Origin of the sequence: Alicycliphilus denitrificans, from assembly GCF_044792555.1 — a bacterium.
Classification (GTDB): Bacteria; Pseudomonadota; Gammaproteobacteria; order Burkholderiales; family Burkholderiaceae_C; genus Alicycliphilus; species Alicycliphilus denitrificans_A.
In genome coordinates this window covers 2,054,832-2,075,509 of sequence record NZ_CP126238.1, presented here as the reverse complement: position 1 = coordinate 2,075,509, position 20,678 = coordinate 2,054,832, and the positions used below count along the sequence as shown (strand labels likewise).

The following is a 20,678-nucleotide window of genomic DNA, read 5'->3' as shown; positions in this document are numbered from 1 at the left end:
CCACTCAGCTCGTACAAAGCGCCTTGCGCATCAGTGGTCGCCGTCTGGATACACAAAGAACCGCGGCGCGATATGAATCGCACCAGACGATAGGCAGTGCATCGCCCAAGTCCGTTGACATCACCGCAGATACTCAAGCATGTTGGAGTTCAACCTTCTCCCGCAACGAGGCGGAGTGGGCAAGAAGTGCTGCCTCAGCTTCACCGAGCGCGACTGACATCGCGTGACCAATGGCTCGAGCAAGCAGCGGCGGAACGGCGTTGCCAACCTGTGTATACCGCGGGCATTCTTTGGTTCGTAGATGACCTCCGGTCGTGTATTTGCCCAAGAACACAAACCAATCCGGGAAGGATTGCAGTCTCGCCGTCTCGCGCACGGTCAGGATGCGCGGAGCGCCGTAGTGCAAGACGTCATCGGGAAGAGTGGTCATGGTCGGCGCGGGATCTCCGGCTGCCATTGGATAGATTCGATGCTTGCGAAGGCCAAACTGCTCCCGAAGCGATTCATTCATGCGAACACCGCGCGGCGCTGCAGCCAGTATTTTTGAAAACCGTTGCGTCACATCGTCCCGATGGCGAGCCAACCGCATGCTATTCATCGGCTTGCCCTCATGCCCTGCATGCATAAGGCGCTGGTAGTTCGTCGACGGCCGGTGGTAAACGATTTCCGAGAATCCCTTAGGCGACTCCTCGTCGAGACATGGCGTTGTCCCTCGATGTGACATTTCCAAGTCAGAGATCGCGTCCGCAGCCGATATCTGTTCCTCAAGGCCCAAGCGGACAAGATGCGCTTTCCTTTGTTCCTCGATGATCGCGAACACGCGCGAGGCACCGCCCTCAAGGAAAAACGCCAGATCACGGCGAATCCCAATGACGATCAAGCGAGGCCTCCGTTGCGGCACGCCGAAACGATCCGCATGAAGTACCTGACCGAGTACGTCGTATCCAATGGCCTCGAGTGTCGCTTTGGCCTTCTCGTAGTAGGACTCTGCCCCGTGGCTCGTCGCGGCACCCGATGACTTCTTGGCGTGCGCGATCTTCATTCCAGGAACGTTCTCAAGGATCAGACCGAGGGGGCGAACTGCGTCGACGACCTTCGCGTACCTCAGGAACATTTGGTTCCGAGGATCGTCTTCGTTCCGCCTCCCCGCCGTGCTAAAGCCCTGGCAAGGAGGCCCCCCCGCGATCACTTGAACTGAACCGCGGAGACCCTGCAATTCACCGGCATGAAGATCGAGCAGGTCGTCAATGCCCCACGCCTTCTTTTCGAGCCAATCAGGCCATTCAAAGGGCATAGAGCTGGCCGCGGAAGTTCCAACAAAGTTGGCTGCAAAGGTCCTAAATGCCATTGCGTCGCGTTCGATAGCAAACACGCCGCTCATCCCGGCTTGCGTAAGGCCGAGCGACAACCCGCCGCAGCCCGCGAACAAGTCTATAAATTTCATTTTTATGTCCCGCGACGGGAAGCGCCTAGCGCCGGCTAAAAGCCTGCGAAAGCCGCTAGGAGCCAAGGCATCAACGAAAACACCCAGCCATGGCACAGCTCGCGCTCATTACCGCCGCTCTCCCCACTGTCCGTGCTGTATTTATGGGGAGTATGCCGCATGCAGACCCCGTCGACCAGATCGCAGGTACGAGAACGCGCAGAGCAACGTCTGGCAGTGCGACAACCTCGCGAAGCGCATTGGTCAAAAGTGAAAAATCGTCGAACACGTGATTACCCTGATCCAACGCTTGGCCGGCAAGAGTCGTTTTGGGCGCCAACAATGGCTCGCACGGCTCGTGCCCGTTTTTGCCCTCTTTTCTGTGCATCGCATTTGGCACAAGCCAGACTGATGCATTCCCGTTCCTAAAGGTTTTGGGCCACATATACCTTCTATGAGAGCACCAAGGCAGATGCCCTGAATACGCCGAACAAGGTGCAAAAGACCTCAAAGACAGCCTGTATCGCTCGCCATTAGGATTCGCCCCCAAGGCCTCTAAGAACCTGTTCATGATCTCCGCAGAAGCAAGGCCAGGAATGCAAGGTGAACGAACTGCAAGCTGGTGTTGAGTTTGCGCTCGCAGTTCTTCCACAGCCGCCTGTTCTTGTCCAGCCAGGCAAAGCTGCGCTCAACGATCCAGCGTTTGGGCAGGACCTGAAAGGTGTGCAGTTCGCTGCGCTTGGCAATCTGCACCGTCACATGCCCGCCCAGGATCTCGCGCACGCCTTGAGCAAAGGGCTGGCCCACATAGTCGCTGTCGGCCAGCAGACTTTGCACTGCGCTCAAGTGCGGCTTGCAGCGCTGCAGTGCCTGCAACGCCCCCTTGCGATCCGTGACGTTGGCCGTGGTCAGCGCCACGGCGTGCGGCAGGCCTTGCGTGTCCACCGCAATGTGGCGCTTGATCCCCGAGACCTTCTTGCCTGCGTCATAGCCTTTCAGGGCCGCTGTGTCCGTGTTCTTCACGCTCTGCGCGTCCACGATCAAGAGCGCGCTGCAAGCGCTGCGCCCCAGTTTCTCTCGGGCCGCGCCAACCTGATTTTTTGAGTGCCCGCTGCAGCAGGCTCACGCCCGCATCGTCGGGCTCACTCCATTGGGCGAAGTACGAATGCACCGTGCGCCACTTGGGAAAGTCGCTGGGCAATGCCCGCCATTGGCAGCCCGTTCGCAGCAGGTACAGCACGGCGCACCACACCTCGTAAAGGTCCACGGTGCGCGGCTTGGTCTTTTTGCGCGCCCGCTCCAGCAAGGGGCTGATCCGCGCGAACTGCTCGCGCGTGATGTCGCTGGGGTACTTCTTGCTTCTCACCCCGCCATTCTCTCTTGGGAAAAGATCGTGAACAGGTTCTAAACGAGTCAGCCAGGCGGCAAAGTGCGGACAGGCGGCACGTATGGCCTGGATGCCAATCTTCCCCATCAGGGTTGGGCCGTCGGATGTCTCCTTGTACCCGGTCGCCATGGCCTGCAATCTGGCCTTGGGGTGGGTGTCTTTGCCGTGGTTGATCAGTTCCGGCTCACCTGCGTGGGCAGGCGGTAGATCGTGCGCTCCGTGACCTTCAGGTAGTCAGCGACCTGCTTGATGGTGAGGATTTCTCCCTCACTGGGGCTTGTAGACATGGTTGGGACCAATTTTCGGCAACCCTTGACAGGATAGTTCAAAATTTTCAAGGTCTTCAATGCCTAGCGCTGACACGTGCGAGCCGCCACCCGGTGGCGCCTGCCGCCCAACGATTTACCCCCTGGGAGACCGTCTACCAGCAGAGCCGACGCTGGGTGGATGCGGGCTGCTTCGAGCCCATGCTCTCGGACCTACGCTCGATCATCCGTGCAGCGAAGAGACATCAGGCCAGCGTGATGCTGCTTGATCTGGTGCCCGACACGGTGCAGCAGGGCGAGCTGGATCTGGACGACGCCCCCAAGGACAACAGTCGTCTCATGGCGGCGCTGGATGGCCTCAACGGGCGCTTTGGCCGGGGCACGGTGCATGTAGCCAGCACGAGGCTGGATGATCACCTCCGCGCCAGGGGGCGACGGCAGGAGCGGCGCACGCAGCAGTACACGACGCATTGGGATGAGGTGGCTGTGGTCAGATCCAGATGGAAGGTGCTCGGACCAGTCACGAATGCGCAGGAGCACATCCTGAAGGGAAGGTTCCGCCTTGGAACGTCGAGTGGTCGTCTGCACCCTATCACTCCGTCATAATTGCTCAAATAACAATCAGTAACAGGGCATGGAGTATGGCGACATTGATTCCTTCGCCAAGCGCGTGCGTTTCGCGAATGACGTCCGGAGAGAGGCGCCTCTCGGAGCGTCTCGAATCCAAGCTGGACGATGACTATTTGCTATGGGACGTCGTCCCCGTAGGCCCAACAGGACCCTTCGTCGTTTCGTATGGAATGCAACATTCAAAATGAAGCCCGATAGTGGAGCCCGGTGGGCATGTGGGGAGGTCGCGTGTTGGCCTGTCCACATGCCCACGGGGCGGATGTTTGGCAAAGGAAGGACTGATGAGCGATGGAGTTGAAGCGCCGTTCACAAGCGCACTGGGTCTGCAGTTGCCGTGGGTGGTCGAGGACGTCAAGCTCGATACCGTCAATCGCCGCATTGATTTCGAGATCGGCTGCCATGGCAGCGCGTTGGCATGCCCGGCTTGTGGCGCTGCTGCACAACCCGTTCATGATCGACTGCGCCGGTCCTGGCGCCACTTGGACTTCTTCCAGTTTGAGGCTTGGCTGCATTGTGACGTGCCGCGCATCGCGTGCAGTGGCTGCGGCAAGACCACCCAGATGTTGATGCCCTGGGCTCGCCCGGGCTCAGGCTTCACGGCAGCCTTCGAGGCCTTGGTCATGGCGCTTTTCCGGCAGTTTCCGGTCCGTCAGGCAGCGGGCCTGTTGCGCTGCGCGGACAAGCAGTTGTGGCGTCGCATCGAGCACTATGTCGAGCAAGCCCGTGCCTTGAAGAACTTTGCCGGCGTGCAACTCATTGGCATCGACGAGACCAGCCTGCGTCGCAACCAAAACTACATCACCGTGGTTCACGACATGGATGCCAAGCGACTGTTGTTTTCCACCCAGGGACGCGAACACCAGATCGGTGATCGACTTCGCCGCAGACCTCAAGGCCCAGGGAGGCGATCCGGCTCAGGTGCGGCATGCGTGCATGGACATGAGCGCAGCCTATGCCAAGGGCGTGGCTCTGGCGCTGCCGCAGGCGCAGATCAGCTACGACGGCTTTCATGTCGTGGCAATGGCCATGGCGGCGATGGATCAGGTTCGGCGCGCGGAGATGGCGCAAGACGCCTCCGCCGTGCGCGAGGCTCTGGGTCGGGGCGACCGCACGATACTCAAGCAGCTGATGTGGGTCATGCGGCGCAACCCGCCTGGCTAGAGTCAGCGGGCAGGTCAAGGCGATGCACTGGTTGCAGCATTCAGCGCTCAACAGCGCGCGGGCCTGGCGGCTGAAGATGGCGCTGCGCGAGGTGTACGCCCGTGCCGGAGCGCACATCAGCCCCGATCAGACGGGTGGCGACCTGCGCATCTGGCTCAGTTGGGCCAGCCGCTGCGGGCTCGATCCGTTCAAGAAGCTGACGGCCTGCCTCAAGGGCCGCTTCGACGCCGTGGTCCGGGGCCTGAACGATCACCGCAGCAACGCCATTGTCGGAGCGATGAACGGCCTGCTGCAGCAGGCCAAGCGCGCTGCACAGGGCTTTCGCACCAGCACCAACTTCATCGCCATCGTCTACCTGCGCATGTCCAAACTCACGCATCAACCGGCCCATTCGTTCGCGCCTGCGACCGTCAGATGAAACTTTCGCTTTCCACACAAAACGGCATAGAGACACTGTGCTTGGCATTACCCCACTAGGAGAAAAAATGAATATGCAATCGTATCGGATCGAACTATACGGGCACATCATAGACCTTCCTGCAACTAGAGTTTTTGCGAATTCAATCCATAGGATATTCAATCCTATTGAAAAAAATTGGCACAATAGAATCATTAATGATTTCTATAAAATTTTTGAAAATCTTGATGACGTTTACGAAAATTCAGAAAAACTTGCCCAAGATGTACTATCCGAATCTGTAAAAACCGCATTAGACATCCTTACAGAAAACTCCATCTACGACGTTGATGAGCAAGGATTTACAAAAAAATATTTAGGCAAATACGAAATCTGGGATGAATATTTTGAAATAATAGCCTATCAATACGAATCCATCGTACATGCAACCGCCCAAAAGGACGCTTACAGAACTCAGCGCCGATTAAATAGAGACAAAATGGTTGGTTTCGGACCAGCACCATCAATGAAAAATGGCTACCGCAGTCCACAGAGCTACGCCAATTTTAGCAACGCGGTCGACAATATTGGTCACGGTATTTTCAACATGATGGCAAAGGGCGTAACAGCCATAGAAAACTCCATAAAGAAAGACGAGATTTTTAAAAACCCAAAAACCGTCAAAGCCCTCGACTCTGCTGTGTGCAGCATCATTTTGGCGAGCAAAGAGGCAGTTACTGACGCACTAAAGGAACGCTACAACGGAGCAATTCACACCTACACCAAGGAAGAAATAGAGAAGGCAAGCGCCATTATAACCAATGTCGAAAATGACAGAATTCCCAAGACTGATATCCAAAAACAAATTCTCAGCCTTTTCACCACATACCCTTACAACGAAAGAATCTACACACTTTTACTAACCAGATTTGGCGCAGATGCCGGCAAACTGGACGAAATAGCAGAGTATTTTGGAATCTCGATTCTTGCAGATGAAAAAGAAAAAATATTTCAATCAAAGCTTAATGAGGCAAACCTTTCCAGCATCGTCGCAATTCAGTCCAACATAAGTTTATTTCGCGAATTTGCAAATAATATTGGATACTCAGGAGGCGAGAAAGACCTGAAAGAACTGCTTGATGCAGCGAGAGAAAAGGAATTCCAACTGGAAGCAGCGAAGTATCAACTACGAACCCCTTCGGAATGCGATCAGAATCTAGCCACCCTAGAGAAATATGCACAGAAAATAGGCTATAGCCACTTTTCAGATTGGGCCACCCAAGTCCGCAAAAAGCTGGATATGAGGCAATGCACGGTCGATGGCATTCAGTATACATCTCGATTCAATGCCGACTATGCACAGAAACAGTCGCAAAAACTACGAGATACTTTAGGACGGCGTGGTTTTCTATGGATAAATGAATGCCCATATAACAAAAATAAGGTTATTCGGGCAGCCAAGATTGTAATAGAAGGCACAAGCGGCATGAAGTTGATTCGAGCGGATGAGGCATCCGGTGTACTCGAGGGAAAATCTTCAGTGAGTTTGCTATCCTGGGGTGAATCGTTCAGGATCCAGATAGGTGGCGAGGAGGAAGCGAGTTCGGCAGTGCTGTTGATCCAGTCGGATTCAAAAAGCTCGTTTGCGGGCACCAACAAGAACAAGGAGATTATCAACAAGCTCGCCGAGCAAATCCGGAGGCTCCTCGATAAATTTTCTCATGAGTGGAGGTAGTTTTGATTAATTATCTGTTAGCGATTTTTTTCCCATTTGTGATATTTGTCAAACGCAGCCAGCCAATCAGAGCCGGCGTTGCGCTAGCCCTTCAAGCTTCTGGATTTTTATGGTTCATCGCCGCAATCTGGGCGTTGTTTGGCGCTCGAAAATTAGAAAAAATCACACACTATGAAGAACATCTGGATGAATTAGCGCGAAAAAATGATTAATAGGGTGAGTCGATGTATTGACCAAGCTGAACCTGCACAGGCCAGGCCGCTAAAGCATAAGCCTCAGCGGAGGGCTTCATATCCAGCGCCTGGTGAGGGCGCCGATGGTTGTACCAACCGATCCAGTCGGCGATCACGCGGCTGGCGTGTTGCAGGGTTTCGAACCGGTGTCGGTGCACGCATTGGTCCTTGAGCGTGCGGATCACGCGCTCGACCATGCCGTTTTGCTCCGGGCTGTACGGAGTGATGAACTCCTGCTGCAGCCCGTAGCTTTTGACCAAGGCTGTGTAGCTGCGGCTGGTGAACACCAGGCCGTTGTCGGACCTCAGCAGGAACGGATGCCTGACCTTGCCCAGGCAGGATCAAGGCTTGCTCCAACGCGGCCTCTGCCGTCTTGGAGCGCCCGCTGCGGCTCAGGTGCCAGCCCAGCAGTTCACGGCTGTAGCAGTCGATCATCAGGGCCAGTGACGCCCAGCCATCGCGCCCCGTCCATGCCCGGCACAGGTCCGTGGCCCAGCGTTCATCAGGTGCCTTGGCCACCGATGGCAAGGCCTGGATGCGAGGCCTGAAGCCCACTGGGCGTTTGCGCACCTGCCAGCCTTGGATCTGGAAGATGCGCTGCACGGTGTTTTTGTTGAATCCCAGAAGGTGCGCCACTGTGCGGTAGCCGAAGGACGGGTTCTCTTCGATCATGGCCTTAATGGGGCGGGCGAAGTGCTCCCGCACCTTCGGTGCCGCCTTGGTGCTGCGGTAGCACATCGTGCGCCGGGGTACCTCAAACCACTGGCACAGCTTGACCAGGCTGACCTTGAATCCATCTTCAGCCAATCCCTGCTGAAGGCTGAGGATCATTTCTCGTCCTCGTTGCCCAGCAGGGACGCCAGCTTTTTCCTGGCACGCAGCTCCAGCATGGCTTCGCCATAGGCCCCCTGCGGTTCACGCAGCTGCTTCTCGTACTGCTCCTTGACTTCCAGGGGCTTGCTGCGCAGGGCGTTCTCCATGCCGCGTTTGCCTTCATCGACCCACTGCTCCACCTCAGATGGGTTGACCCTGCCTCGTTTCCACGTACATCAAGTCATGCAGCCAAGCGGGCGTTCTCCCACTTCACAGGGGCGAGGAAGCCGTTGGCCGAGTGCAGGCGCTGGCGGTTATACCAGCCCTCGATCCAGTCGACGATGTCCAGCCTGGCCTGCGCCCGCGTGTCGTAGCGTATCTGGTAGATGCGCTCGACTTTCAGCGTCTTGAAGAAACTCTCCATCGGCGCGTTGTCCCAGGCGTTGGCCTTCCTGCTCATAGACATCGTGACGCCCAGATCAGCCGCCAACGCCCGATAGCGCCTACCCGCATATTGCGACCCGCGATCGGTGTGTACCAGCAGACCCTTGGCCGGCTTGCGCTGCCACCAGGCCGATTTCAGTGCCGTGCACACCAGGCTGGCGTCAATGACCTCGGACATCGACCAGCCCACGATGCGCCGCCCCGCCAGGTCCATCACCGCTGCTAGGTACAGCCAGCCCTCGCCGGTGGGCACGTACGTGATGTCCGCCACCCATGCCTGATTGGGCTGCCAGCCATCGAAGCGGCGATCCAGCAGGTTCGCAGCCACCGGCAGGCGGTGGGCCGAGTCGGTGGTCACCATGAAGGGCCTTCGGTACACCGGCCGCAGCCCCTGGCGCTGCAGGCTCTTGCGAACCCGCTCGGCACTGACGACCTCTCCTTGCTGACGAAGACTCTGAACGATCCGAGGCCGCCCGTAACTTCGGCGGCTGGCCTCGTGGATGGTCGCCACCTTGGCATCCAAGGCCTGGTTGGCCAGCGTCCGAGTGCTGGGTGGGCGCACGCGCCACTGGCAGTAGCCGCTGCGAGAAACCTCCAGCACGCGGCACAACTGGCTGACGGTGTACTGGTCGCGATGCTCGTCGATCCAGGCGTACTTCATCGCGACCCCCTGGCGAAGTACGCCGTCGCTTTTCGCAGGATTTCCACATCCAGCTTGGCTTCGGAAAGTTCCCTGCGCAGGCGAGTGTTCTCCGCCTCCAACTCGCTGACGGGACGGCGCACCAGGGCGTCTGCAGGCACCGGTGCGCTAGCCCCATCACCCGATGCGCTGCGCCGTCTGGACCAGTTGCCCAACGTCGCCACCGGGATGCCCAGCCGACGTGCCGCTTCGTGGCCGCCGACCGAGCCCGCAAGCCTGACGGCTTCACCCTTGAATTCCTCTGTGTACTGCCTCTTGGGCAGCCTGCCTTCTTTTATCTCGATTCTCCGTACCTTTGAAGTTTCCAACTTCTTGCTGTACGTGAAATCGAGGCAGGGTCAGGTTGAGATCGAAGGCCCGACTGGCCTCCGAGATCATGGTCTTGCCCTGGAGGATGTCCAGGACCAGAGCGGTTTTACGCTTGGCTGTCCAGCGCTTGATGTCGTCTTCCATCAGGGTGCTCATCGTCGTTTCCTTCAACGTTAACACCTGAGCAGGAATTCACTAGGTCAATACAGTCATGCGCAGCTTTGGCTGCTAGCGCTTTTTTGCCGACTGGCGCGGGACTACGAGCGGTTGCCAATGGTCTTGAGCTGGCTGTTTCCTGGCCTTCGCACTGCTCATACTGCCCGTCGACGAACGGATATTGGCTGTAGCCACGATTTCATAACACTCTGCCAGCTTCTCCATTCTCTGCGCTCATCCAACCAGTAGCGATACGCGCGTTGCCCCCCGCCTGCTCATATCACTCGGCGAATCATATCCCCCCAACGACGCGGATACTTCAAAAAATCTAAGCAATCAGACCCAACAACCAAAGGTCAACATTGATATTGGCACATACATTACCCCCCTATCGCATCACCAAGATGATTACCCCTTTCTAAAACATTTGACCCACATATACTATTAATGAACCACAAAGCAATCATGCCTTCGGGTTTGTCAGAATTTCTAATTTCATTCTCAAGGAAAGTCATTCAAAAGACCATCATCACCAAGCGACCCAAAATCGCTTATTTGGATGAAAGGATTGGATCGACCAACCCAAAGCTCATTCATTGACTTCTTCGGGAGTTTTTCGACATTCTGACAACACCGCTGATCGAACAGACCCCCCAGACCATCAGGTCTGGGGGGTCTGTTTTATTAAGGCATCAAAAAGCAAAGCCCCAGCTTCCTCAGACTGCTATGTGGCCGCGATCAATGCTTATCCCCACAAATGGGAAGCATTGACTATTTCCTCGTATTTACTATTTTAAGGACAAACAAACATGTCAAACATTTGCCCTCGGTGCGGATCCACTCACATTGAAACCAAAAATACCGCCAGAAAGACGGGTGGCGCCATTGGTACGGCAGCAGGCGCAGTCAGTGGTGCCTCTGGGGCCTACGGTGGCGCGCAACTCGGCGCATCCGTGGGTTCTGTCGCTGGGCCTGTAGGACTGGTACTTGGCGGTTTGGGGGGCGCCATTCTAGGGGGACTCTTCGGCGGAGCCGTGGGCTGCGCAGTCGGTTCCACTGCGGGTCGCTCGGTCGATCAAAACCTTCTGGACAATTTGCACTGTCTCGACTGCGATTAAGAATTCAGTGAAAAGTCATCTTGAAGCCTTTCGCTGCCTCTTTGCTTTTCCAGCCCCGCGTGATTCGTCTGCGGGGCTTTTCATTTCTGGAGCCCCAATGCCAACCTCCCTCCAACATGGACAAATTCATGCCATAAGCCCCAACACTTACTACACCCGCCCCGAACTTGTGCAGCAGGCTCTGGACCTACTTGCGTGCAAAGTCTGCGAAGCAGATGTATTGGTCTCTCCAGATATGGTTCGCGAATATCTTCGTCTGCTGCTAGCCGATCGTCCCTACGAAGTTTTTACCGTCATTTTTCTGGATACACAGAACCGCGTTCTTGACGTTGTCGAGATGTTTCGGGGCACCCTCACCCAAAAATCGGTCTATCCAAGGGAGGTGGTGATGGAAGCGTTGGGGCGCCATGCGGCCAGCGTGATCCTCACCCACAACCACCCCAGTAATTATGCGGAGCCATCCATGGCTGATGAAGCACTGACGGGAGTCCTCAAGTCGGCACTGGCATTGGTCGATCTACGAGTACTGGACCACTTCATCGTGACCCGTAGCACGGTCGTCAGCTTCGCAGAGCGCGGACTGATGTAAAGCCACCCAATGCTTTTATTGAACCCTGCCGTCAGGCTGTTCTCTTTTTCTTAGTTTTCCTCATCGTGGCATGGGCCAATGTTGCTACGTTGACGCAGCAACTTCGCCCAGTTCATCACACGCTTTTAAACCCTTCAACTCTTTCCAGGATATTTAAAATGGCACATCTTCTCGAAAAAATGGCCTATGTCGGCGACACCCCGTGGCATGATCTGGGTAACCAACTCCCGGCCAAGCAACCTATTGAAGTCTGGGCCAGGGAAGCCGGCATGGACTGGACCATCTGCGAAACACCGGTTCGCTACATGACCGAACAGGCCGGCGCCCTGGGCTCGATCATGAGCTTCGATGACCAGAAGGTGCTCTACCGCAGCGACACCAAGGCCCCGCTGTCCGTGGTGGGTGGCCGATACCAGATTGTCCAGCCCAAGGAAGTTCTGGAGTTCTACCGGGACCTGACCGAGATCTCCGGCTTCGAGCTGGAGACGGCCGGTGTGCTCAAGGCCGGCAAGAAGTTCTGGGCCCTGGCTCGCACCGGCAAGGAAACGGCGCTCAAGGGCAACGACACGGTCAAGGGCTACCTGCTGCTGGCCACGTCCTGCGATGGGACGCTGGCCACGACGGCGACGCCTACGACGATCCGGGTCGTGTGCAACAACACCCTGTCCATTGCACTGAACGGCGCCACCAGTGCCATCAAGGTGCCGCACAGCACGAGCTTTGACCCGCAGGCCGTGAAGAAGCAGCTGGGCGTGGCAGTGACCCAGTGGGACAGCTTCATGTACCGCATGAAGACTCTGTCCGAGCGCAAGGTCAAGAGCCACGAGTCGATGAACTACTTCCTCAAGGTTCTGTGTCATACCGAACCGGCTCAAGGCCTGACGAATGAACGCGCCTTGAAGAAGGTGCAGGCGATGTACGAGGGTCACGGGCGCGGTGCGGAATTGTCAGCGGCCAAGGGAACCGCCTGGGGCCTGCTGTGCGCCGTCACTGAATTCGTGGACCACGAGCGGCGGGCTCGCAGCCAGGAGTACCGGCTCGACAGCGCCTGGTTCGGCCACGGAGCGGCCCTGAAGCAACGCGCCCTGGAACATGCCTTGCAGCTGGCCTCGTAACCCGGTCCACTCAGCGACCGACCTCCCCCGCAACCATCACGCCATAAGCCCCGGCCCTCTCATAGGGACCGGGGCTTTTTGTTTGGCAACTCGAAATCCCCCCTTCAAAGGAGAAACCATGGCAAACGCACTCAAGCTGGAACGGCCTGCCAAGGCCAAGCCCGCCCTCAAGCTGATCAAGACCCAGGACATCAGTCGCGACGAGTGGCTGACGGTGCGCAAGCACGGCATCGGCAGCTCGGATGCCGGCGCGGCAGTGGGTCTGAACCCCTACAAGTCCCAGCTACAGCTGTGGCTGGAGAAGACCGGACGGGATACCGCTCTTCCTCAGACCGATCCCAACGACGAGACCAGCCCGATGTACTGGGGCACGCTGTTGGAGCCCATCGTGGCGGCGCATTACACGAAGAGGACCGGCTACAAGGTCCGCCGCGTCAACGCCGTGCTTCAACACGCCCAGGAGCCCTGGATGCTGGCCAACATCGACCGGGAGATCGTCGGCGCGCCGGATGTCCAGATCCTAGAGTGCAAGACGGCAGGACTGAATGGCGCACGACTCTGGAAGGACGGTGTTCCGGAGTACGTCCAGCTTCAGGTGATGCACCAGCTGGCGGTGACGGGCAAGCAAGCTGCGGATGTGGCTGTGCTGATCTGTGGGCAGGAGCTGCAGATTCACCGGATCGACCGGGACGAAGCCATGATTGAACCGCCCCGGGTTTTGAGGAGGCTCCAACACTTGAGAAGATGGAGCTATGAACAAGTCACCGAAGTTCTCCCCGGAAGTGCGCGAGCGCGCCGTGCGCATGGTGCAGGAGCACCGAGCCGACTACCCGTCGCTGTGGGCAGCGATTGAATCGATTGCCCCCAAGATTGGCTGCGTGCCACAGACCTTGAACGACTGGGTCAAGAAGGCCGAGGTCGACAGCGGCCAGCGCCCCGGCACCACCACCTCGGATGCGCAGCGCATCAAGGAACTGGAGCGTGAGGTCAAAGAATTGCGCCGGGCCAACGACATCCTGAAGACGGCCAGCGCGTTTTTCGCGCAGGCGGAGCTCGACCGCCGACTCAAGTCGTGAAGGCCTACATCGACCGCCACCGTGATGACTACGGGGTCGAGCCCATCTGCCGGGCGCTGCAGATGGCCCCGTCGTGTTACTGGCGCCACGCAGCCCGGCAACGCAACGCGCAACTGCGCAGTGCACGCGCCCAGCGTGACGAGGGTTTGAAGGCCGACATTCAGCGCGTGTGGCACGCCAACTGGCAGGTCTACGGAGCCGACAAGGTCTGGCTGCAGATGAACCGCGAGGGCATCGTGGTGGCGCGCTGCACGGTCGAGCGTCTGATGCGTGCCATGGGCTTGCAAGGGGCACGCCGTGGCAGGGCGGTGCGCACCACCACGCCGGATACCTCGGCCCCGTGCCCGCTGGACCACGTCAACCGGCACTTCCATGCCAGCCGTCCCAACGAGCTATGGGTGTCGGACTTCACCTATGTCTCCACCTGGCAAGGCTGGTTGTATGTGGCCTTTGTGGTGGATGTGTACGCTCGGCGCATCGTGGGCTGGCGCGTCAGTCGCAGCATGCAGACGGACTTCGTGCTCGATGCCCTGGAGCAGGCTCTGTACGAACGCCAGCCAGCGGCCCATGTCTTGACGCACCATTCCGACAGGGGCAGTCAGTACGTCAGCATCCGCTACACCGAACGCTTGGACCAGGCGGGCATACAACCTTCGGTGGGCAGCAGGGGAGACAGCTATGACAACGCGCTGGCCGAGACCATCAACGGTCTGTACAAGGCCGAGTTGATTCACCGCCGGGGACCTTGGAAGACCAGGGAATCCGTGGAACTGGCCACCCTGCAATGGGTGCACTGGTTCAACCACGTCCGACTGCTCACGCCGATTGGGGGCATCCCTCCGGCAGAAGCTGAGGCAAACTACTGGAGGCAACTCGCCGCCAGCGACACCTCGACAGAAGTGTCAACTTAAACCAATCGGCCTCCTCGAAAGCCGGGGCGGTTCATGATCGCCCAGCTGGTGGCGCTGGAGCGTCAGTTCTGGCATCACGTCGAAACCGACCAGCCGCCCCCTGCGGACGGCTCGGATTCGGCAGATCTGGCGTTGCGCTGCCTGTATCCGCAGGACTCAGGGAACGTGCTTGACCTGTCCCACGATCTGGAGATGTCTGCGGCGTTCTCTGACCTGCAGGCTGTCCGGCAGGTGCTGGCGAGCAAGAGCGAGCTGGAAGCACAGCTCAAGCAACGGATCCAGCAACGCATGGGCGTTGCCTCGCGGGCCGTCTTCGAGACCGGTGAGGTGAGCTGGAAGCGCAGCAAGGATGGCATGACGCTCGATACAGCACGCCTACTGAAGGAGCGGCCCGAGTTGCTGAAAACCTACGCACTGGTCAAGCCCGGCTCCAGACGGTTTCTGGTGCAGACCTGATCCCCATCCCGAACTCACCCGCCCCGCATTGACGGGGCTTTCTTTTTTGTGGCCGGCCTCGGGTTTGTGGGTGGCCCAGTTCATTCGAAAGGAATCATCATGCTCAAAGGTTTGGCACTGACACCCCCGGTCATTGGCCGGATTTCCATCGGCAGAGTCGTCGAGAAGAACGGCAAGCGACTGCCGGAAAAAGACGACGAATTCAGCATCACCAGCCAGGTTCAGTCCAAGGACGGCTGGGTCAACCATCCCGTTGACGAACAGCTGCGCAAGGATGCCAACGCCAAGCTGCGCAGCATCCCAGTGCGGCTGCTTTTCGATGACCCGGATCTGAACTTCCGGGCCAGCTACTCCCTCTTTGACCGCAACACCGGTCGCCCGATGTGCGTGGGCAACGGGGAGAGCTGCAAACGGGCCACGGCCTCCGGCATGCAGGTGGCGGAATGCCCTTCTCCGGACTTCTGTGAACTGGCGATCGGAGGCAACTGCAAGCCCTACGGACGACTGAACGTGCGGATCGGGGATGACGATGAGTTGGGAAGCTTTGTCTTCAGGACCACCGGCTTCAACAGCATCCGTACGTTGTCAGCACGCCTGAGGTATTTCCAGGCGGTATCCGGGGGACTACTGGCAACCTTGCCGCTGGAGTTGCGCTTGCGAGGGAAGTCAACGACTCTGTCCCGTCGCGCACCGATTTACTACGTTGACCTAACGGTCCAATCGGGCATGACGTTGACGGAGGCCATTGCGAGCGCGAAGTGTCTACACGAGGAACGCAAGACGGCTGGATTTGATCAGGATGCACTTGATCGGGCAGCGCGCGAAGGCCTTGCCACCGGAGCATTCGACGAATCGGAGGAGGATGGTGCCGCCGTGGCGAAAGAGTTCTATCCAGACCAGACTGAGACGGACGCCAAGGCTGGAACCGCAGAACACCGATTCCAACGAGGGCTCAGTCAGAAGCTACAAGAGAAGGCGGGGCGAATCGGGAAACCCCTGACAGGGGAGCACAACAGCAACTGACTGACGGTTGACGAGCGAACCTACGGAACCCCTGGCGGTTCCGTAGGGGGCGTGTCCGATTTTTTGTGTAAACGGTTCGGACCTAAGTGGACGGAGATGCGGTCTCCAAACTGAATGGTAAAGCGGGTGAGCGCGGCCTTCCAGTCCCGGATGGGCATGGTCCACTTCTGGCTGATGTTGCGCAGGGCCAGATAGAAACAGCTTGGTCAGTGCCTCGTCGCTGGGGAACGCCCCCCGATTCTTTGTCAGCTTTCTCAGGCTCATGTTCACCGACTCGATGCCATTGGTGTAAATGACCTTGCGGATTTCGGGCGGGTAGTCGAAGAACGGTATGAGCCGACTCCAGTTCCTGCGCCAGGATTGCCCGATGGGCAGGTACTCGGCATCCCAGCGGGCCTCAAACTCACCCAGGCACAGCTCGGCCTCCTCGGCGGTGGTGGCCGTGTAGATGCGGCGCAGGTCGGCCGCCACTTCTTTCCTGCGTTTCCAGGAGACGTAGTTCAGGCTGTGGCGCACCATGTGCACAATGCACAACTGCACCACCGCCTTGGGGAACACCGCCTCGATGGCGTCGGGGAAGCCCTTGAGCCCATCGACGCAGGCGATGAAGATGTCCTGCACACCCCGGTTGCGCAGCTCGGTCACCACCTGCAGCCAGAACTTGGCCCCCTCGGTCTGCGCCAGCCACAGGCCCAGCACCTCCTTCTCACCGCTCATGGTGATGCCGATGGCTAGGTACACCGCCTTGACCCGCACTGCGCCCTCGCGCACCTTCACATGGATGCAGTCCAGGTAGACGATAGGATAAATCGGCTCCAGCGGACGAGCCTGCCAGGCCTTGACCTCATTGGCCACGGCGTCCGTCACCGACGAAATCAGGCTGGGCGAGACCTCGGCGCCGTACATCTCCCCCAGATGGCCCTGTATCTCGCGCACGGTCATGCCGCGGGCGTACAGCGAGATGATTTTGTCGTCGAACCCTGCCCAACGGGTCTGGTGTTTGGCGATGAGCTGAGGCTGGAAACTGCCGTGGCGGTCGCGGGGAACCTCAATGGGCAGTTCACCCAAATCACCCTTGAGCGTCTTCTTGCTCTTGCCGTTGCGGGTGTTGCCGCCGGGGTTGGAAACCGCCTCATGGCGTTCGTGGCCGAGGTGTTCGGTCAGCTCCGCGTCCAGCGCCTTCTCTACGAGCAGCTTGGTCAGCTGTTTGAGCAGGCCGTTCTCGCCAATCAGATCTTCAGGCTTCTTGTAATCGGCCAGCAGGTTGGCAAGCAGTGCTTCGGGTACTTCGTGCTTCTTGGATGTCATTGTGCTTACGGACAGGCCGGCTTGCGCCGGCAGTGGATTGTCCGTTTACACAAAATTCTGCACACCCTCTCCGTAGGACCTACTTTCATTTTTTTGACCAATGAAGTAGCGCTCTCAACACGTCACGTTGTCTGCCCAACACACAGTAACCGGTCAGCCCCATCTCTTAGCGTCCAGCAAGAACTCCTCGCCAGAACCTTGAATCAGCCTCTGCTCGCACCATAACCATGGTGACCGAATCCATATTCCTTCGACCTAGCCTTGCACAGATAGCTCGCACGCCGAAAGAACGCCGCCACGGATTCCGGATCGTCGCGTAAAAGCATGTAGGACGGATTCTCTGGAAAGTGCACCAAGGTCTTCGCACTCTCAACTGTCACACCAAGGGCGCTAGCCCATGCTTCAAAAACTCGATTGGCCGTGTTCCCAGTAGAAGTCTGATAACGACCCAACCAATTAAAAGCATGCCCATTGAGAAGCACCACGAAGTGGTAGTGCGTCCTTCCAAAATCACCTACCTCCCTGACCCAGAAATACCTAACCTTGGTATCGTGAACAAAGGATCCCGCCTTCGAAGCACACACCCTATTATGTCGAATCTTTGCCTTAAAGGATTCAACAAATTTTGACGCGACATAATTAGAGAATTCATCAGGACGAGCGTCAACACAATCAGGCAAACGAAGATCAAACCTGAACGCAAAGATCCTTCCATACTGAGCCAGAGCATTCACTATCACCGCATTCAACGCAGCAAGGTACTCACTTATCATCCGATAGCCCCCCTCCATCAGGGGCATGGAATTATACTCACCACAATAATGCAAGTGATGATTCTTATTCAGATTAAAGTTATCGCGAAACATCTAACCTCACATTAATAAGTTAACCATAAGTGATAGATAGATAGATAGATAGATAGATAGATAGATAGATAGATAGATAGATAGATAGATAGATAGATATATTTATACTACCAATACCTAGCCTTCAAGTAGCATCAATCAGGACAAACCAACACACATAAACCATGAATTCAAAGGAAAGTCAAAAGAAATCAACTAAATAGTTACTCTGGAAAAAAAGGATTTCATCAAGAAGCCCTCAATCTCTTTCGTTGTCGCAACCACTCATCAACCTCTTCCTTAATCCATCCTACCGACCGAACCCCTAGCTTCACCGGTTTAGGAAACTGATCGTTCTTCATATACAAATAGAGCGTTGATCGCGGCAAACCGGTCAACTCGCTCACCATGGGAAATCTCAAAACGCGCATGTTTTGCACTCTTTGGTAGTTAGTCCAAAGCATTCGTTCTGGCTGTGATTTTTTCCTAATCGGGTCGGCAACTACCAAGGCCGCATTCAGTACAGATGCTTTGGTCGCAGATACCCCGCAGATCCTGACCGCCATCAACCCGAGGCACAAGGCGCCTTAACGTCATCCCTTCAAGGTGTTCTCGCCGCCGCTGGCGGCAACCTCCCGGCTGCACCAATGCACGAGTGGAGTCAGCGTAGATGTGGCAGGAATTGCTGGAGATATTCGAGCGGCAGGCACCGGCGAGCGTAATGGCCCGAGAGGCCACCGACATCCTGGCCAGCGAGGATGCGCACGAGAGCCAGCGCGTTGGCTCGGCGAACTTGATCAGGGATGCGCGGCCCGGCGAGCCGTGGATCGTCGACCGCCACTTCTGCACCGAGGCGCTGGTGCGCAGCGGCAGCATGCGGGGCCGGCTTCATCCTGCGCGAAAACGCGACATGCCATACGCGCGTGCGGCACGACGAGCCCTGGCGCTCGGCGGGCGACCTGCAGAAACAGGCCATTCGGGTCGATCACGCCCCCCGCATAGCGGTGCATCTGGCTGGAGTTGGATACGCCCACCGAGTCGGGCGAGACCCGCATTACGTTGTGGAGCAGCCTGCCCGAGGCCGTAACGCCCGCGCAGATCGCTCAGCTGTACAGCAAACGCTGGCGCATTGAGGGAATGTTCGGGCACCTGATGGCGGTACTCAACAGCAAGAACAGAAATCTGGGCCATCACTGGGCGACCTAGTTAAGTATTGCGACGACGATCGTGCAGGCCTACAACGCGCTTGCCCTGCTCAAGCGCTGCGTCGAGCAGGCATACCACCAGAAGGCGCGCGAACTCGATGCCTCGACCTCTCACCTGACGGTGCATGTAGCCAGCGACTACCAGAGCATGCTCATCGCATTGGAGCCACATGCGTGGCTGCCATGGTCCGAGGAAGCGCCTGAACGCGTTGCGGGCTACCTGCTACGGCTGGTCCGTTCGATCTCGCCTCGCAGCATCGCCACGGCTAAGCGCGGATCCAAGCAGGACAAGCCAAAAGGCTATGTCAATGCCCCCATCGTGCGCAAGCAGGTCTCGACGGCCCGGGTGCTGCGCGGCGAGAAGGCGAGAGCAGCTTGAAAAGGATGTGCCTTAAAGTGCTCCTTCGGAAGGGGAGTCGCAAGGAGAGCCTAAAGAATGACTGACAAGCACAGGAGAAAATACCTAGATTTACAATCTACTATAATTCTAGAATGCTTCTAGATGCCATCTACTTTTAATCTAGAAATTTTCAAGCTAGCTTCATGAATCCTTCCAAGTCACTTCTTGGTGTGTGCCGTGAACTTGCGGGCGAGCGATAAGCCATGGCTGTAGAGTGGTGCCATGCACCGCATGACCCTACCCCACGGATGTCAGCGCCTGATGGAGATGAACGCGCCACAGCGCAAACACGACCTGAGCTGGCTGGTGCGCGCAGACGCCCCGTGATGACTGCCGCCAAACGCCTTTCCGCCGTGGGAAGCGGTTTATCAGCAGAGCCGTCGCTGGGTGGATGCTGGGTGCTTCGAGGCCATGATCTCGGACCTGCGCTCGATCATCCGCGTGGCGCAATGGCGCCAGGGCCAACCCAGCGCGTATTGCTGGACGGACGCACCCTGCAGTCGAGCTGCGAAAGCGATCCGCGCGCGGGCTACGACGGCTACAAGCGCAAACACGGCAGCGCGACAAACATGGCGTCAGACACGTCGGGGCATCTGCTGGCCGCGCACATCACGCCAGCAAACGAACAGGAGCGCGCGCAGGTACAAGTGTTGAGCGAGGCAGTGCAGCAGCCACGGGCGGTAAAGTCAAGCGGATCAGGGCTACACGGGCGAGAAGACCAAGCAGGCGGGGCAGGACAACGGCATCGAGCTGCGGGTGGTCAAGCTGCCCGAAGTCAAGAAGGGCTTCATCCTGCTGGCCCGGCGCTGGATGGTGGAGCGCAGCTTGGGCTAGCTGGCACGGTTTCGCCGGTTGGCTCGGGACTTCGAGCGATCGCCTACAGTTTTGAGCAGCCTTCATTTCCCGGTCTTCGCAGTACTCATGCTGCCGGCAGCCGCACGGATATTGGCTGCGTACACAAGCTCATAAAACGCCTAA

16 protein-coding genes, 8 pseudogenes and 1 other annotated feature are annotated in these 20,678 nt (G+C 57.7%); of the genes and pseudogenes, 13 read left to right on the top strand and 11 right to left on the bottom strand.

Annotation, left to right across the window (positions count from 1 at the left end):
- Positions 1-133: 133 nt before the first annotated feature.
- From P7644_RS09865 to P7644_RS09855, 3 genes and pseudogenes are all read right to left on the bottom strand, one after another.
- On the bottom strand, positions 134-1,444 hold the full coding sequence (locus P7644_RS09865) for a DNA cytosine methyltransferase (protein WP_404303097.1): 1,311 nt from the start codon (positions 1,442-1,444) through the stop codon (positions 134-136).
- A gap of 546 nt (positions 1,445-1,990) precedes the next feature.
- Positions 1,991-2,789, bottom strand: a protein-coding gene (locus P7644_RS09860; protein WP_404303171.1) for an IS5 family transposase whose coding sequence is annotated in 2 segments (ribosomal slippage) — positions 1,991-2,519 and positions 2,518-2,789 — 801 coding nt in all. Because the reading frame shifts where the segments join, the coding sequence is not laid out codon by codon here.
- Positions 2,790-2,885: 96 nt separating this feature from the next.
- Positions 2,886-2,948 (bottom strand): annotated as a pseudogene (locus tag P7644_RS09855) (hypothetical protein); the annotation flags it as partial.
- A gap of 242 nt (positions 2,949-3,190) precedes the next feature.
- On the opposite strand from P7644_RS09855, the gene P7644_RS09850 reads away from it, so the two are divergent.
- The 4 genes and pseudogenes from P7644_RS09850 to P7644_RS09835 all read left to right on the top strand — a co-directional run bounded on the left by P7644_RS09850 (position 3,191) and on the right by P7644_RS09835 (position 7,211).
- Complete coding sequence (locus tag P7644_RS09850) at positions 3,191-3,682, top strand: DUF4113 domain-containing protein (protein ID WP_404303095.1); 492 nt, start codon at positions 3,191-3,193, stop codon at positions 3,680-3,682.
- Between the two features lie 305 nt (positions 3,683-3,987).
- Positions 3,988-5,285 (top strand): annotated as a pseudogene (locus P7644_RS09845) (ISL3 family transposase).
- A 67-nt stretch (positions 5,286-5,352) separates the two neighbouring features.
- Positions 5,353-6,999: a hypothetical protein gene (locus P7644_RS09840; protein WP_404303094.1), complete on the top strand. Its 1,647-nt coding sequence runs from the start codon at positions 5,353-5,355 to the stop codon at positions 6,997-6,999.
- Between the two features lie 2 nt (positions 7,000-7,001).
- Positions 7,002-7,211, top strand: coding sequence for a hypothetical protein (locus P7644_RS09835; RefSeq protein WP_404303093.1), 210 nt, complete (start codon positions 7,002-7,004; stop codon positions 7,209-7,211).
- Here the strand turns inward: P7644_RS09835 and P7644_RS09830 are convergent.
- The 5 genes and pseudogenes from P7644_RS09830 to P7644_RS09810 form a co-directional block, all read right to left on the bottom strand.
- Positions 7,208-7,429, bottom strand: a complete 222-nt coding sequence (locus P7644_RS09830) for an integrase core domain-containing protein (protein WP_404303092.1) — start codon at positions 7,427-7,429, stop codon at positions 7,208-7,210. The two genes, P7644_RS09835 and P7644_RS09830, sit on opposite strands and share 4 nt — an antisense overlap.
- 190 nt (positions 7,430-7,619) lie before the next feature.
- Positions 7,620-7,904 (bottom strand): annotated as a pseudogene (locus tag P7644_RS09825) (IS3 family transposase); the annotation flags it as partial.
- A gap of 155 nt (positions 7,905-8,059) precedes the next feature.
- A pseudogene (locus P7644_RS09820) lies at positions 8,060-8,260 on the bottom strand (DUF1153 domain-containing protein); the annotation flags it as partial.
- A gap of 26 nt (positions 8,261-8,286) precedes the next feature.
- Positions 8,287-9,473 (bottom strand): IS3 family transposase gene (locus tag P7644_RS09815; RefSeq protein WP_404303169.1). Its coding sequence is split into 2 segments (ribosomal slippage): positions 8,287-9,179 and positions 9,179-9,473, totalling 1,188 coding nucleotides; the frame shifts between segments, so codons are not numbered across the junction.
- A 58-nt stretch (positions 9,474-9,531) separates the two neighbouring features.
- Positions 9,532-9,654, bottom strand: a pseudogene (locus P7644_RS09810) (DUF1153 domain-containing protein); the annotation flags it as partial.
- A 1,215-nt stretch (positions 9,655-10,869) separates the two neighbouring features.
- Here P7644_RS09810 and P7644_RS09805 point away from each other — a divergent pair.
- The 6 genes and pseudogenes from P7644_RS09805 to P7644_RS09780 all read left to right on the top strand — a co-directional run bounded on the left by P7644_RS09805 (position 10,870) and on the right by P7644_RS09780 (position 15,942).
- Complete coding sequence (locus P7644_RS09805; RefSeq protein WP_404303091.1) at positions 10,870-11,361, top strand: JAB domain-containing protein; 492 nt, start codon at positions 10,870-10,872, stop codon at positions 11,359-11,361.
- A gap of 158 nt (positions 11,362-11,519) precedes the next feature.
- Positions 11,520-12,476, top strand: a complete 957-nt coding sequence (locus P7644_RS09800; RefSeq protein ID WP_404303090.1) for a DUF932 domain-containing protein — start codon at positions 11,520-11,522, stop codon at positions 12,474-12,476.
- Between the two features lie 118 nt (positions 12,477-12,594).
- Positions 12,595-13,179: pseudogene (locus P7644_RS09795) on the top strand (YqaJ viral recombinase family protein); the annotation flags it as partial.
- 49 nt (positions 13,180-13,228) lie between these two features.
- Positions 13,229-14,463, top strand: a protein-coding gene (locus tag P7644_RS09790) for an IS3 family transposase (protein WP_085947515.1) whose coding sequence is annotated in 2 segments (ribosomal slippage) — positions 13,229-13,517 and positions 13,517-14,463 — 1,236 coding nt in all. Because the reading frame shifts where the segments join, the coding sequence is not laid out codon by codon here.
- Positions 13,507-13,623, top strand: a sequence feature (AL1L pseudoknot). It overlaps the preceding gene by 117 nt.
- A gap of 33 nt (positions 14,464-14,496) precedes the next feature.
- Positions 14,497-14,919 (top strand): hypothetical protein, encoded by a 423-nt coding sequence (locus P7644_RS09785; RefSeq protein ID WP_404303088.1) that lies wholly within the window; start codon positions 14,497-14,499, stop codon positions 14,917-14,919.
- A 99-nt stretch (positions 14,920-15,018) separates the two neighbouring features.
- The gene (locus P7644_RS09780; protein ID WP_404303087.1) at positions 15,019-15,942 is read left to right on the top strand and encodes a hydrolase or metal-binding protein; all 924 of its coding nucleotides are present in this window, start codon (positions 15,019-15,021) and stop codon (positions 15,940-15,942) included.
- Positions 15,943-15,962: 20 nt separating this feature from the next.
- Here P7644_RS09780 and P7644_RS09775 read toward each other — a convergent pair.
- The 3 genes and pseudogenes from P7644_RS09775 to P7644_RS09765 all read right to left on the bottom strand — a co-directional run bounded on the left by P7644_RS09775 (position 15,963) and on the right by P7644_RS09765 (position 18,505).
- Positions 15,963-17,250 (bottom strand): annotated as a pseudogene (locus P7644_RS09775) (IS256 family transposase).
- Positions 17,251-17,453: 203 nt separating this feature from the next.
- Positions 17,454-18,116, bottom strand: a complete 663-nt coding sequence (locus P7644_RS09770) for an inovirus Gp2 family protein (RefSeq protein ID WP_404303086.1) — start codon at positions 18,114-18,116, stop codon at positions 17,454-17,456.
- A gap of 227 nt (positions 18,117-18,343) precedes the next feature.
- Complete coding sequence (locus P7644_RS09765; protein WP_404303085.1) at positions 18,344-18,505, bottom strand: helix-turn-helix transcriptional regulator; 162 nt, start codon at positions 18,503-18,505, stop codon at positions 18,344-18,346.
- 610 nt (positions 18,506-19,115) lie between these two features.
- Between P7644_RS09765 and P7644_RS09760 the strand changes: the two genes are divergently transcribed.
- The 3 genes and pseudogenes from P7644_RS09760 to P7644_RS09750 all read left to right on the top strand — a co-directional run bounded on the left by P7644_RS09760 (position 19,116) and on the right by P7644_RS09750 (position 20,669).
- A complete protein-coding gene (locus tag P7644_RS09760; RefSeq protein WP_404303084.1) occupies positions 19,116-19,301 on the top strand; it encodes a transposase in 186 nt (61 codons plus the stop codon).
- A 21-nt stretch (positions 19,302-19,322) separates the two neighbouring features.
- On the top strand, positions 19,323-19,679 hold the full coding sequence (locus tag P7644_RS09755) for a hypothetical protein (protein WP_404303083.1): 357 nt from the start codon (positions 19,323-19,325) through the stop codon (positions 19,677-19,679).
- Positions 19,680-19,922: 243 nt separating this feature from the next.
- Positions 19,923-20,669, top strand: a pseudogene (locus tag P7644_RS09750) (transposase).
- Positions 20,670-20,678 lie beyond the last annotated feature (9 nt).

Excerpts from the sequence above, each read along its gene's own strand:
- P7644_RS09770 (WP_404303086.1), bottom strand. The coding sequence starts at position 18,116 with ATGTTTCGCGATAACTTTAATCTGAATAAGAATCATCACTTGCATTAT.
- P7644_RS09765 (WP_404303085.1), bottom strand. The coding sequence starts at position 18,505 with ATGGTGAGCGAGTTGACCGGTTTGCCGCGATCAACGCTCTATTTGTAT.
- P7644_RS09800 (WP_404303090.1), top strand. The coding sequence starts at position 11,520 with ATGGCACATCTTCTCGAAAAAATGGCCTATGTCGGCGACACCCCGTGG.
- P7644_RS09840 (WP_404303094.1), top strand. The coding sequence starts at position 5,353 with ATGAATATGCAATCGTATCGGATCGAACTATACGGGCACATCATAGAC.
- P7644_RS09865 (WP_404303097.1), bottom strand. The coding sequence starts at position 1,444 with ATGAAATTTATAGACTTGTTCGCGGGCTGCGGCGGGTTGTCGCTCGGC.
- P7644_RS09830 (WP_404303092.1), bottom strand. The coding sequence starts at position 7,429 with ATGGTCGAGCGCGTGATCCGCACGCTCAAGGACCAATGCGTGCACCGA.
- P7644_RS09785 (WP_404303088.1), top strand. The coding sequence starts at position 14,497 with ATGATCGCCCAGCTGGTGGCGCTGGAGCGTCAGTTCTGGCATCACGTC.
- P7644_RS09805 (WP_404303091.1), top strand. The coding sequence starts at position 10,870 with ATGCCAACCTCCCTCCAACATGGACAAATTCATGCCATAAGCCCCAAC.
- P7644_RS09780 (WP_404303087.1), top strand. The coding sequence starts at position 15,019 with ATGCTCAAAGGTTTGGCACTGACACCCCCGGTCATTGGCCGGATTTCC.